The organism is Cyclobacterium sp. (assembly GCF_014762705.1).
Taxonomy (GTDB): Bacteria; Bacteroidota; Bacteroidia; order Cytophagales; family Cyclobacteriaceae; genus Cyclobacterium.
In genome coordinates, this window is sequence record NZ_JABURL010000057.1 from 1 (window position 1) to 13380 (window position 13380).

Annotated in this window: 11 protein-coding genes; 5 read left to right on the forward strand and 6 right to left on the reverse strand. The window is 42.5% G+C overall.

The genetic code is table 11. From position 1 onward, the window contains the following. Positions 1 to 194 precede the first annotated feature (194 nt). The 5 genes from HUJ21_RS10885 to HUJ21_RS10905 all read left to right on the forward strand — a co-directional run bounded on the left by HUJ21_RS10885 (position 195) and on the right by HUJ21_RS10905 (position 7255). Positions 195 to 2153, forward strand: a complete 1959-nt coding sequence (locus HUJ21_RS10885) for a DUF1592 domain-containing protein (RefSeq protein WP_291369678.1) — start codon at positions 195 to 197, stop codon at positions 2151 to 2153. Positions 2154 to 2234: 81 nt separating this feature from the next. Beyond that, positions 2235 to 3620, forward strand: coding sequence for a DUF1552 domain-containing protein (locus HUJ21_RS10890; RefSeq protein ID WP_291369680.1), 1386 nt, complete (start codon positions 2235 to 2237; stop codon positions 3618 to 3620). A gap of 69 nt (positions 3621 to 3689) precedes the next feature. Then, entirely contained in the window at positions 3690 to 5186 is a 1497-nt protein-coding gene (locus HUJ21_RS10895) for a c-type cytochrome domain-containing protein (protein ID WP_291369682.1), read from the forward strand. Positions 5187 to 5237: 51 nt separating this feature from the next. Beyond that, the gene (locus HUJ21_RS10900; protein ID WP_291369684.1) at positions 5238 to 6701 is read left to right on the forward strand and encodes a PhoPQ-activated pathogenicity-related family protein; all 1464 of its coding nucleotides are present in this window, start codon (positions 5238 to 5240) and stop codon (positions 6699 to 6701) included. 47 nt (positions 6702 to 6748) lie between these two features. Continuing rightward, positions 6749 to 7255 carry a histidine phosphatase family protein gene (locus tag HUJ21_RS10905; RefSeq protein WP_366483686.1) on the forward strand — a complete coding sequence of 169 codons (507 nt, stop codon included), beginning with the start codon at positions 6749 to 6751 and terminating at the stop codon, positions 7253 to 7255. Here the strand turns inward: HUJ21_RS10905 and HUJ21_RS10910 are convergent. The 6 genes from HUJ21_RS10910 to HUJ21_RS10935 all read right to left on the reverse strand — a co-directional run bounded on the left by HUJ21_RS10910 (position 7242) and on the right by HUJ21_RS10935 (position 13251). Further along, complete coding sequence (locus HUJ21_RS10910; protein ID WP_291369686.1) at positions 7242 to 7973, reverse strand: SDR family NAD(P)-dependent oxidoreductase; 732 nt, start codon at positions 7971 to 7973, stop codon at positions 7242 to 7244. The two genes, HUJ21_RS10905 and HUJ21_RS10910, sit on opposite strands and share 14 nt — an antisense overlap. Before the next feature lie 23 nt (positions 7974 to 7996). Continuing rightward, complete coding sequence (locus HUJ21_RS10915; protein WP_291369688.1) at positions 7997 to 9361, reverse strand: MATE family efflux transporter; 1365 nt, start codon at positions 9359 to 9361, stop codon at positions 7997 to 7999. Between the two features lie 10 nt (positions 9362 to 9371). Next, positions 9372 to 9914 carry an NUDIX hydrolase gene (locus HUJ21_RS10920; protein WP_291369696.1) on the reverse strand — a complete coding sequence of 181 codons (543 nt, stop codon included), beginning with the start codon at positions 9912 to 9914 and terminating at the stop codon, positions 9372 to 9374. 59 nt (positions 9915 to 9973) lie between these two features. Further along, the gene (locus tag HUJ21_RS10925) at positions 9974 to 10456 is read right to left on the reverse strand and encodes an Lrp/AsnC family transcriptional regulator (protein ID WP_073095209.1); all 483 of its coding nucleotides are present in this window, start codon (positions 10454 to 10456) and stop codon (positions 9974 to 9976) included. Positions 10457 to 10666: 210 nt separating this feature from the next. Beyond that, the gene (locus tag HUJ21_RS10930) at positions 10667 to 11812 is read right to left on the reverse strand and encodes a tol-pal system protein YbgF (protein WP_291369698.1); all 1146 of its coding nucleotides are present in this window, start codon (positions 11810 to 11812) and stop codon (positions 10667 to 10669) included. Positions 11813 to 12069: 257 nt separating this feature from the next. After that, positions 12070 to 13251, reverse strand: a complete 1182-nt coding sequence (locus HUJ21_RS10935; protein ID WP_291369692.1) for an SAF domain-containing protein — start codon at positions 13249 to 13251, stop codon at positions 12070 to 12072. Between the last annotated feature and the right edge of the window lie 129 nt (positions 13252 to 13380).

Sequence of the window (13380 nt, forward strand, 5' to 3'; positions counted from 1 at the left end):
TTTTGGAGAAAAAAAACAACTAAATTAGAGGCTGCCCGACTTTTCGGACAGCCTCATTTTTTATTTCATTCTCTGAACTAGTGATTTTTGAAGGAATTGCTACCTTCTATCAAAATAGTATTGGAAAAATAAGAGATTTTCTTTTACTTTCATGTTATCTGAAAGCAAATAGCCAAATAACCTATATCTCTGCGATGAAATCTTATATTTTCCTCGTTTTATCTATTTTTTTACTTCATTCCGGCATGGCCCAGGAAACCCTGGATTATGCTACGGAAATTATTCCTGTACTCAGAAAACACTGCTATAACTGCCACAATGTGGGCAATGCCAAGGGAGGTGTGAATCTGGAAAGATACGAGGAAGAGGGCAGAATCATAAAGGAAGGGCAACTCTGGCTTAAGGTAGTGGAAATGGTAAAAACCAAAGAAATGCCCCCTTCCAACAAACCCTCGCTGGATGAAACTGATTACCATGTATTGGTAGATGGCATCAATGGCATTTTGATTAAATCCCTGGAAAAGAAAACTCCCGGTAAGGTGATCATCCGAAGATTAAGCCATACAGAATACCAATATACCATCCTTGATTTGACCGGAATATCCTATGATGCCAACGGCAGGTTTCCTGCAGATGGTTCAGGTGGAGGCGGATTTGACAATCAGGGAGGATCATTGTTTTTTACTCCCTTAAAAATGGAAAGGTATTACGATGCAGCAGAAGAAATCGTATCCAATCTTTTGGAAGAACCGGAAAAATGGCAAAAACTGGTACCAGTACACTATCGCCAAAACCTATGGCAACGCTTTATCAACTGGTTAATGCCTAAACTATACGCAGACTTTGAACTTGTAAATACACCAGAAAAAGCAGCAGAAAAGGTGATCTTTCCCTTTGCCGGCAAAGCCTTCAGAAGATTGATAAAAGTGGATGAAAAAGAAAATTTTATCAGCCTCTTCAAAAAAGTTTATCAAACCATGCCCGGAGAACCAGACCCACAAAGATTTAACCGTTCCGTGGCAGAGGTCTTTAAAGCCATTTTAATTTCACCTTCCTTTCTTTACAAAATGGAAGAAGAACCCGTTGTCAATGAGCCTGTCCCCCTGAGTGATTTTGAACTGGCAAACAGACTTTCTTTTTTTCTATGGTGTAGCATGCCGGACGACGAATTGTTTCAGCTTGCGGTTCAGGGAAAGCTACAGGAGCCCGAAGTGCTGGAAAACCAGGTCCGCAGAATGCTGGATGATCCTAAGTCGATCCGATTTGCTGAATCCTTTGTCAGCCAATGGCTTGGGATCAACAAGTTAAAAGATCCCAACGCCCCATTGGCAGAACTGGCCCGGTTTCCTCAATTTACCCAATCCATAAGAGAAGCCATGTTTAAGGAAACAACGGCCTTTTTTCACCATGTTCTTACCGAAAGAAAAAATTTTCTGGACCTGATATCCAGCGACTATGCTTTCCTGAATGAAGAATTAGCTGAATATTATGATATTGAGGGCGTAAAGGGAAATGATTTTCGCAAAGTAGCCCTTGGTGATGCCAACAGGGGTGGGTTTTTGGGCATGGGCAGTGTTCAGTCCGTCACCTCACTGCCTACCAGAACCAGCCCGGTACTCAGGGGCAAATGGGTATTGGAAGAAATTTTGGGGACTTCACCTCCGCCTCCCCCACCCGATGTAGCAGAGTTGCCTGAGGATGAAGGGCTGCACGAGGATCTGGGCTTAAAAGCACTTCTGGAGCAGCACCGCTCTGATCCGGCATGCCAGTCCTGCCATGAAAAAATGGATCCCCTGGGTCTTGGACTTGAAAATTTTAACGCAGATGGCAAATGGAGAGACAGTTATGGCAATACGCCTATCGATCCCTCTGGAGTATTGGCTAGCGGGGAAACCTTTGAGGGACCCGCTGAACTGAAAAGCCTTTTGTTGAAGGAAAAGGAACAATTTGCCAGAAATATTTCCAAAAAATCACTCTCGTTTGCCATTGGGCGGGGCATAACTTTCACCGATGAAATGGCAATCAGAGACTTGTCCGCTGTACTGATGGAAAATGACTTTAACCCGGATTCATTTATAACCGAATTGGTAAAAAGTTATCCCTTTCGGATGAAAATCAAAGATTTTCAGAAAAAAGTCAATGAAATAGATTAAATTACTTGGTAATCATTGATTTACCTGATATAAAATAATTTATTAACCTATACAGGCAATACGAGAAAAAACACAACACCCATGAGTAAAAAGTGGCAAATATCGAGAAGAAAAATGTTAAAGGGTGTGGGTGCAGCCATTGCACTTCCTTTTATGGAGGCCATGGCTTCACCCCTTAGCCTGAACACCTACAGAAACGACGGTTTTCCAGTCCGTTCTGCTTTCATGTTCATGCCCAATGGGGTCCATCCTGGTCGCTGGACACCTGAGGGAATAGGTAATAATTTCCAGCTTTCCCCTACCCTTTCTCCCCTGAATCATCTGAAAGACGATATTTTGGTTTTGGGTCAATTGATGAATAAGAATGCCATCTTCCAGGGGGCTGATGGGCATTACGCCAAAACCGCAAATTTACTCACCTGCATGCCCATTCAAAAAACAGCAGGAGATAACATCAATAGTGGAGGAATCTCCGTTGATCAACTGATTGCCAATCACTATAAAAATGAAACCCTTTTTCCTTCCCTGGAATATGGTTTGGACCGCATTAAAACAGGAGTAGACATCAACGTGGGATTTACCCGGCTGTATGCCAGTAGCATCTCCTGGAAAAATGCCACCACACCCCTATCCAAAGAAATTGATCCCAGATTGGCTTTTGACAGGCTTTTCAAATCCTTTGTACCGGGAAACAATACCAAAGAAAATCCCCATAAAAGCAGTATTCTGGATGCGGTAATGACTGATGCCAAAAGCCTGAAAAATAATCTGGGGCGCTCAGATCAGGATAAACTGGAAGAATACCTCGAATCCATCAGGTCTATAGAAAAAAGAATCAACAACCAGTCAAACATTAAGGATTTTGCGGGTAATATTACTCCTGACATTAAAAAGGAACTGGTCCGCGTGAATCAGAATATTGATGAATATGTGGAGGTCTATGCAGGGGTAGATGTCACGGAAAAAACCAGGTTGATGTTTGATATCATGGCCCTGGCCCTCTGGAGCGATGCCAGCAGGGTGGCCACCTTTATGTTCGGTAATTCAGTAAGTAACAGGAACTTTTCCTTTCTGGAAGGAGTAAATGGTGCGCATCATTCCATATCACACCACATGAACCATCCTGAGAAAATGGAACAATATGACCGGATAACCAAATGGCACCTGGAGCAATATGCTTACTTCCTGAACAAATTGAAGTCCATTAAAGAAGGAAATGGTACCCTGCTTGATAATTCACTGGTCATGTTTGCCTCTGGATTAAGGGATGGGAACCGGCACTCTCCGCGGGATTTGCCCATTATTGTTGGTGGTCGTGGTGGAGGAAAAATAAAATCCGGTCAAAATCTGATTTTCGAAGAAAACACCCCACTGGCAAACCTGTATACTACCTGGATGCAGGCAACAGGTATAGAAATGGAACATTTTGCCGATAGTTCCGGGATATTACATCCCATTATCAGCTAATTTTTACCCTTCATCAATATAATTCAGTATCAATTTTCAGGAAATGCTGTTCCTGGTACCTGGAATTTTATGGACAAACAAAATTACCCCCATACAAAGCAAAATAATGCTTTATTTGAAAGGAAAAGATTGCCACTCCTGCTCCTGCCCCTTGTTTTTTACCTGGTTTTATTGCTCTTGCCAATAGATACAGCAACTCAAAACCCCTTAATGGTATTTTTGGGAAGATTCCATCCACTGATGTTGCATTTTCCCATCGTGTTGATCCTCCTTACCACTGCCTTTATCCTGTTGGGAAAATTTAATCGTAATTTTAATAAACCCGTGATCATCAGATCTTTGTTGGGAAGCTCGGTACTGTTTACCTTGGTAGCGATCATTGCGGGATACCTGCTTTTTATCTCCGATGCCTACACAGGAGCCCTTGCAAAAAATCACTTTTATGGTGCCCTGATCACCGGTGGGGGAATCACCGTCAGTTTTCTGTTTTATGAATGGATGCATGCTAAAGAAAGACCAATTGGGTTTGTCTTTTTTATCTTTTTGGCTTTTACCAATTTTGCATTGGCCTATACCAGCCATATGGGCGGGTCCCTGACGCACGGTGCAGATTATCTTTCCGAACCTCTGGCAAGCCTGCTACCCTCCAAAATAGAACAAAAAAATCCGGAGGACATGCTCTTATACGATGATATAGTGGCCACTGTGTTGGAAACCAAATGCGCTTCTTGCCACAATGAAAACAAAACCAAAGGAGATTTGCTCCTGAACAGCCATGGCGCCTTGCTGGAAGCTGGAAAAAGTGAGAAGAAGGCCGTAGTCCCCGGAAAACCAGATGCCAGTGAACTAATGGTCAGGATTAAGCTTCCCGAAGGTCACGAGGACCGCATGCCGCCAGAGGGCAAACCAGGATTAACCGAGAACGAGCGCGCAGTGATTTCTTTTTGGATAGCAAACGGGGCTTCCCAGGAATTTAGGAAGGACGAGGTGAAAGATACCACTATCCTGGCCAGGCTGGAGGAAATGATGCCTGATATCTACCAAGCCCAATTTAAAATACTGAAAGATAAGGCGGAATTTGAAGCGGCACAAAAAGAATTGGAAGCCATCGCTTCCAAACTAGGCGTAGCTGTATCACCGGATAAAAAGATGAATGAAAAATTTTTTGGTATGAAAATGAAATTTCCTCCTCCCCCTTTTGGAACGGAGGAATTACAAGAATTTTCTCCCTATTTTCCCTTCTTTTCCAGCATTTCTCTGGCTTCCAGTAATGTTAAGGACGATGACTTGTTTTTTTTGGCCAAAATGACCGAATTGCGGGAGTTGGTATTACAAAAAACTGCTGTCACAGGGGATGGTTTGCCTTATTTAAAGGATTTGCCTCATTTGGAGGTATTGAACCTCTCTTTCACACCATTGGAAGATGCCCACCTGCTCCACCTCCTGGCCTTTAAAAGTCTGAAAAAGGTGTATTTGTTTGGTACCCCGGTAAAAAATGAACTTATAGACGCCTTTCAAAAACACCGGCCGGAGGTAGCTGTGATTTTGGAAGAAGGTCCCAATTAATAATGGCCCGTTTGTCATTTATTGGGTAATATTATGGTAAAATTATAAATCATGCTTAAGAACCACGGTATTTTCACTAAAACAGGATTAATGTTTTTTTATATCCTGTCGATTATTTTATTTTCTCATTGTCAACCAAACAAAGCCCTTGAAACCAATGTAGCTGAGGTTAAGGGCCTGGATCTGCTCAAAGCTTATGTTATGGAAGAACAAGATGCCTATAACTATGAGCTGGTCCACAAATCCAAAGGAGACAATTATTCTTATTATGTCCTTAAAATGGTTTCACAGGAATGGTTGACTGAAGCAGAGGTTGACTCTACCACCTGGTGGCACTGGGTATCCTTTGTAATTCCAGATAGCTTGAAGTATGATACCTCCTTACTGATGATTACCGGGGGGAGTAGCCAATCGAAATTGCCTGAAAAGGCCGATGACCTTATATTACAGGCTGCCCTTTCTACAGGATCTCCGGCCATTAAAGTTCACAATATTCCCTACCAGCCGGTCCGGTATGCAGGAGATACCCTTGAAAAAAGAACTGAAGACGGTCTGATTGCTTATGGTTGGAGAGAATTTATGGAAAGGGGTGCTTCAGACGATGCGGCTATCTGGTTGGCCAGATTTCCCATGACCAAGGCAGTGGTATCGGCCATGGATGCCGTGGTGGATTTTACCGGCAAGGAACTGGGCCTAAGTTTGGAAAAATATGTAGTGGCTGGTGGATCCAAAAGAGGCTGGACCACCTGGACTACCGCAGCAGTGGATGACAGGGTGGTGGGCATGGCTCCCCTGGTTATTGACATGTTGAATTTGACTCCTTCATTCAAGCACCATTGGCAAACTTATGGGTTCTGGGCACCAGCGGTGGATGATTACACGGAAGAAGGTATTTTTAACTGGATAGACAGCCGGGAATTTGAACGCCTCACCGAAATTGTAGAACCATTTAATTTCCTGGATGAATATGCTGAAATCCCCAAATTGCTCATCAATGCCTCGGGAGATCAATTTTTCCTTCCTGATAGCTGGAAGTTTTATTGGGACGATTTGCCGGGAGAAAAACACCTGGCTTACATTCCCAATACTGGTCACTCTCTGGATAAAACAGATGCAGCACAGGTACTGCTTGGGTTTTATAGCCATATCATTGCCGGTCATGAGCGGCCCGAGTACCAATGGGAAATATCAGATGAAGCAATCTCCCTGGAGATTGACCCTGAAAATCCACCGGTGGCCATTAAACTTTGGACGGCTACCAACGAATCGAAAAGGGATTTCAGAATAGACGAGCTCGGACCTGCGTGGACGGCAAGCAATATTCCTATAGCTCCTAACGGTAGCTACAATATTCCCATCCAATCTCCTGCAAAGGGTTGGCGGGGACACTTTGTGGAATTGACCTATGCCGGCAATGCCCCCTTAAAATTTACAAGTGGTATAAAAGTCCTTCCGGAAAGCTACCCCCATGAACCCTTTGTACCCGATGTTCCCAAAGGAAATCCGATAGAATAAAGTATAATCTTCGAGTGTAAAGGCCAGGTAGTATTAAACAGACAATAATGATGAAAAAACTACTGATATGCAGGCACGCCAAATCCTCCTGGGAGCATGCCTGGTCAACTGACCACGAGCGACCATTGGCCTACAGAGGATTGAAGGATGCTCCCCTCATGGCCAAAAGGTTAAAAACGAACCACATCTATCCCGGAAAAATTACTTCTTCTGATGCCTCAAGAGCATTACAGACGGCAAAAATATACCTGGAAGTTTTCAGCAAGGAGGATGTGATTTTTGAACAGACACCGGAACTCTATCATGCCTCGGTAAAGGACATCCTGCAGGTGATCCACAAGACTTCCGACCAAGTAAACAGCCTGTTTATTTTTGGCCATAATCCCGGCTTTACAGATTTGATCAACCATTTGGGGGAATCGCTTGATAACCTGCCCACTGCGGCAATTTTTGGGTTCACCTTTTCTACCGATCGCTGGGAGCAAATATCCCGGAGAAACGCTTCCTTCTGGCTATATGATTTCCCAAAAAACAAATCCACTAAAAATTCCTGACGTCTTGCAAAACTCCGGAAAACTCCCAATGATTTGTAATCAGGTAGACTACTTTTTTTGCAATAGCTTCAGGTGTACTCAGTGCTCCCTCAGATTTAAAAGTTTTGAATTTTGAAAGGCTGCTAAAGCTCTCCTCCGGTGCTGACCGTATGGTCTCCTGCATGGGGGTATCGATTATTCCGGGGGATAGCGCAAACAGACGAAATCCCCTGTTCTTCAAATCGGACTCCTGCTGCGCAACTGCAGTCATTTGATTGAGCGCAGCTTTTGAAGCGCTGTACCCGGACCATCCATCGGTTACTTTACCCGCTGCTCCTGAACTGACGTTGATGATCATTTTTTCACCTGGATGATGATCATATTTTTTCATGAACGCATTCATCAGCAAGGCAGGTGCAATCACGTTTACCTGGTAAATATCCCTTATGGACGTAGGAGCAAGATATCCTGTATGGGCGATTTCCCCGATCCATCCGGCATTATTGACCAAAACAACCTTTTTGAATGGACCCTCAGGAAGTATTTCATCCATTTTGTCCATGAGTTGATCTGTATTTCCCAGGTCAAGGCTTATTCCGGTAAAATTTGCTCCGGATTTTAGGGGGGATCTGGCGATCCCGATCACCAGGTTATTTTTATCGACTTTTAACAAATCGCTCAGGGCTTTTCCCAGCCCTTTACTCGCTCCTGTTATGATATAGCAGTTGTTGTAATCCATGGTTTCTTTTTTTTGCCGGCTGCTTAAACAGCCGTTCTTTTTTGTGATTGTCGATATAAACGCAAACTTAAGGCATGAAATCGATAAATCAACATGAAGGCCGTCAAGGTTAAGCCGATCAATAGCCCTGTCCAAATTCCCATTTCCTTCCAGCCCAGCCCGAAGGCAAGGAAATACCCCAAAGGAAGACCAATTACCCAATAAGCAACCAGGGTAACCAGCGTGGGGACTTTGACATCCGACAGCCCTCTCAAAGCACCCAAACCTACCACCTGAACACCATCCGATAGCTGGAAAAAAGCGGCAATGACCAATAAACTGGCTGCCATTTCCACCACCTCTGCATCATTGATATACAGCAGAGGCAAATGGTTTCTTGTCAATAAAAACACTACTGCAAAAGACAACATAAAAACAGCCACCATGCCAAAAATAGAAAATCCCACCTCCCTCAATTTTGTAATATCCCTTTTGCCCAGTTGATTGCCCACCCTTACCATGGCGGCAGCAGACAAGCCTGAGGCCATCATGTAACTGATAGAAGCAAGGTTAATGGCAATTTGATGGGCAGCGAGGGCATTGACACCAATCCAACCCATCATGATTGCTGCCGTGCTGAAGGCACCGACTTCAAATACAAATTGTAAGCCGGTGGGGATTCCTATCTGCAACATTTTTTTTAAGATCGGGAACCTGATATTTTTTAAACTAAAGGAACCAAGCAGTTTCTGATACCTTTTGGAACGGGTTACATACAAATAAATGGCCCAAGCCATTAAAACCCTGGAAATCAATGTTGCCCAACCTGCTCCGTTCAGTCCCAACTCAGGAAATCCCCAATTGCCATAAATCAATAACCAGTTCAGGCCAATATTCAGCAAGTTAAAAATTACAGTAATGTACATGGCCTGTTTGGTCTGGGAAAGCCCTTCAATAAATTGCTTGTATGTCTGGAAAAACATGAAGGGAACCAGTGAAAATGTAATGATCAACAAGTATGGTATGGCCAAAGAGACCACTTCTTCCGGCTGGCTCAACCATTTTAATCCTGGAGAAAGCCCCAGGATCAGCAAAAAAAGAAGCAGGGAAGAAAAGCCATTGATGACAAAGCTATGACTTAACAACCGGCCAATTTTGCCCTTTTTGCCCTCTCCATCAGCAGCAGCCACCATGGGCGTCACTGCCATAGATATACCAATCCCGAACATCAGAATCAAAAAAAAGATGCTGTTGGCCAGGGAAGCCGCTGCCAAAGGGGTAGCCCCTAACCTGCCTACCATCACATTATCTGCGACACCTACCATCACCTGTCCCAGCTGGCTTAGCATCACAGGATAAGCCAGGCGGAAAGTAAAATTGAAATCCCCTTTAAATCCTTTAAAATTCATGAATTCAAGACTATCCCTGCTTTAAAATAATTGCCGTTTTTAATATGGCTGCAATACTGATACCATCGGTAATCTGTCCGTTCATAACCATATCCAGTGCCTCAGAGAAAGGTAAACGCCAAATCTTCAGGTCTTCGGTATCATCAAATTCTGTCTCTCCCTGCTGCAGCTCTTCGGCAATAAACACAAAACCCACCTCATCTGTCACCGAATTGGAGGTATGGATCTTCATGATCTCGGTCCATTTATCAGCGATAAGCCCTGTTTCCTCTTTCAACTCTCTTTTGGCACTGAGTAAGGCATCTACTTCCATGGGACCTCCTCCCATTGGAATCTCCCAGGAATACTCATCTAAAGTATAGCGGTATTGCCCCACCAGCCAGGTATGCAAATCCTTATCCAAGGGAACGATACCTAAGGCCATATTTTTAAAACATACCTTGCCGTAGATACCTGACTTCTGCCCAGGTGTGATTACCTGATGTTCCTCAACCCTTATCCATGGGTTATCATACACCTTCTTTTCCGTAATTTTTGTCCAGGGATTTATCATCATAAAAAAAGGGTGACATCAAGCCACCCTTCAACCAAATTGAAATGAATTAATGTAATTTATGCCGGAATTGGCAATACTTTGCTGTCTTTAAAAGTAGAAAGAATAACCATTGATTGCATGGAGTCCACTTCTTTGATTTCGCTAACCTTCTCCAACATCAGTTTCTGATAGGAATTGATATCTTTGGAAATGATTTTCAGAATAAAATCACCTGTTCCTGTGATGTGATGACATTCAATCACTTCAGGAATCTGGTCGATTTCCTTCATGAATGCATCGATGTTGGACTTGTTATGACCTATCAGGCCCACCAGTACAAAAGTACTTACACCCAAACCTATTTTTTCAGGATCCAATTTAGCGTGATAGCTTTTAATAATGCCTGATTGCTCTAGCTTTTTCACCCTCTCAAGAGTTGGAGCAGGCGACAAACCTATATCTTTTGAAAGCTGTGCATTTGTTATTTTTGCATTCGCTTGAAGGATTTCTAAAATTTTACGGTCGATTTTGTCAAATTTCACTTTTATGCTATTATCCATATTGTAAAGAATTTACCGAATTATATGTGGTACAAAGGTAATCCAATTTATATTTATTTTAAAGACATTTACGAAAAAAACGCAAGCGCGGACGAAATATTGTTATTAAATTGTCAAATTAATTAAAATAATTACTCTTACTGTTTTGTCATTTCTGAGAAAAGATAAACTTCCTCTCGAATAAGCTTATCAATAACAGTTTAGTACCTTTCAAAGTTTATTCTTTTTTAAAAATGACCTGGCTTCTTTGTGAGCGGGATGATTTCTTTTGGCATTCCTTTTTACAGCTTCAAAATACTGCCTGGCTTCGGTGCGATTACCCTGCCCCAGATTAATTTTTCCCAGCTGAAGGAGTGCAAATAAGTAATAGCCGCTTTCCTGAGATTCAAGTTCATTTCCAAAAGTCACCGTTTGCCCATAATGCTTTTTGGCGGCTTCATACTGCCCCATTTTGTCAAAATACTGGGCGGCAAAAAAAGAGGCATACCTGCCACTATTGGCTTCATATCCTGTCCAGCCATTTTCAATTCGTTTAAGGATTTCCAATGAAACCTCCATGGCTTCCTTTCCCCTACCCACAGCATACAACTGCCTGGCAAAAAACCTATGGAAATATGGGTTGTTGGGATACTTTTCATGCAAGTAAGCAGTTATTTCCAATGCCTTAAAAGGTTGCTTTTCTTCTGAAGCGTACAAGCGGAAAAGAAAATATTGAGCTTCCACCCGGGCATAAAAAGAATTTTCTGCCACTTCTTGCAATTGCTTTAAGCCGAGGTCCTGATCTCCTTTTGGAAAGAGCAACATCACCGGCCTGAGCAATGGATAATTTTCCGGTATCCAAACCGAAAAATAGTTGAACAATGCGTCTCCCAACAATAATTCCGGATTCAACTCCTCTTCCCCTCTGCTCAACTCCAAATATTTCAGGGCATTTTTACCAGCAAAAGTGGCACTGGTCCAATTTCTCCTTTCACTATACAGACGACCTTGGAAACCATATGCCCCAGCCAGGAAAAAAGCCGCCTCCTTATTGTTCGGTTCGCGGTCCAAAATCGCTTCGGCTTTCTCAATGGTCAACTCCATATAACGCAAAAAAATTGCGTCATGTGATTCATTTTCGGTGGCAACGGCAATTTTCCACCATTGGCTTAGCCCCATCAAAAAGTAAGGCAGGGGATGATCGGGATAAGTATACCGCATTACTTCAAAGCCCCGCTCTGCATTCTCAAAATCAAAATTGTACATGCTGTTCACAGCATCGGTAATCCGGAATTGAAGCCCCTTGTCCAACAACAAATATTCGCTTTCACGGTCTCCAATTTGTGTTATGGCCTCCATTTGAGCCTGAAGGGATATGTTGGGCAAAACAAATGCCGCAAAGATAAATAAATAACCTATTGTCCTCTTTTTCAATTCCAGATATTTTCAAGTCAAAAATATTCCACGAAAATCAAAACAATTATGTTTTACAATTAATTTCGATTGTGGTGGAAAATTTATTTTTTTAACCTTTTGCCTTTAATGAAAAAACAGACCCATTAGACCAAAACTACATTAAATGCAATCCTGGCCAATGGATCTGTAAACAGCAATAAGATAAAAAAATTAACAGCTTACCTTCTTACCAACACCTTTTTCAAGGATAGGTCTGTTAATGTGCTTTTCCAGGCAGTCAATGCCAGGGAATCCGGAACATGGATATCATCAAAAGTTATCAATTCGCCTTGTTCAATATTTCTTTTCAGCTCAACATTACTGAGCAAACCTATGGGAACATGGTCCATGGCATCCTCAATTCTCAAGGCTTCTCCCCTTACTTCCATGCCACCTGTGCCTTTATCAATAACGGAGCCTTTGGGTAAATCTTTCTTTGCAATGGCTCCAACACTTACCGAGGGCACTTTACCATTGTCCAACAATATTTCACCATGGTTTACCAGATTTAGTATGCTGTTGGGGATTTCAAAAAAACAAAGGTGCATGGGCTTGTACAACAAGTAGAAGGGTCCATTTCCCATTTTGTAAGTTTGAAGTTCTGCTGCCAGGTCTTCCTGGTGGGTGGCTGAAATAAATACACCGGGAGGAGATTCTCTTGAAATGATATAATCACTGATTACTTTGTCTTCATTGCGGGCAATTTCAGCCAGTGCAAAAGCGCCTTTTTCGAAATCAGAGGTTTCATATCCCACCAAACCCTGCTGTACGATATCAAGTCCAAGACCATTCGCAATCAACGCCTGTTCTATTTGTAATTTGGTTCCGTCTGTGAATGAAGTAACCGAACTCAGACTATAACCCTGCTTCTGTCCCCAGAACAACATGTCCTCCAAGGATGGGTTTTTGTTTAGAAAACCCTTGATATTCCCATAAACCAAAGGATCAAAGCCCATTTGGAGGATTTCCTTATTCAAAGCGGCCAAACAACCTGGTTGATCTCCGTTCGCCTCAGTAATTACACCTCTTTTTGACAACCAGGATCCGGTAACCACCTGGGTATCCGCATCCATTGTCACCACCGGTAATCCATACTCAAAGGCACTATTGATTACCTTGGTGGAGTAAATGGCGTCACCGGTACTTACTACTATTAAATCTGAGGATTCAAATAACCTTTCTTGCTCAGTGGTCAAATAATCCTGGCTTACCCCCAGATCATCAATCTTGCCTTCCCTTCTGGTCAGAATTTTTGAAATGACCATGTCCTGCCTCCTGGCAATCAATTTTGCCAGCCCTCTGCCAATGCCACCGGTACCTGCTATACCGATTCTTAGTTTTTTGCCGTTTTGTGATTTCATATTAAAAATTGTTTTGCTGTTTTTTATGACGATGTAAAGATAGGTAAAAAAATCTAAAAACCATTTTATTGTATTTAAAATACATAAAAAATATTTTAAAACATTAAATTTTGGGACACTACGTAATAG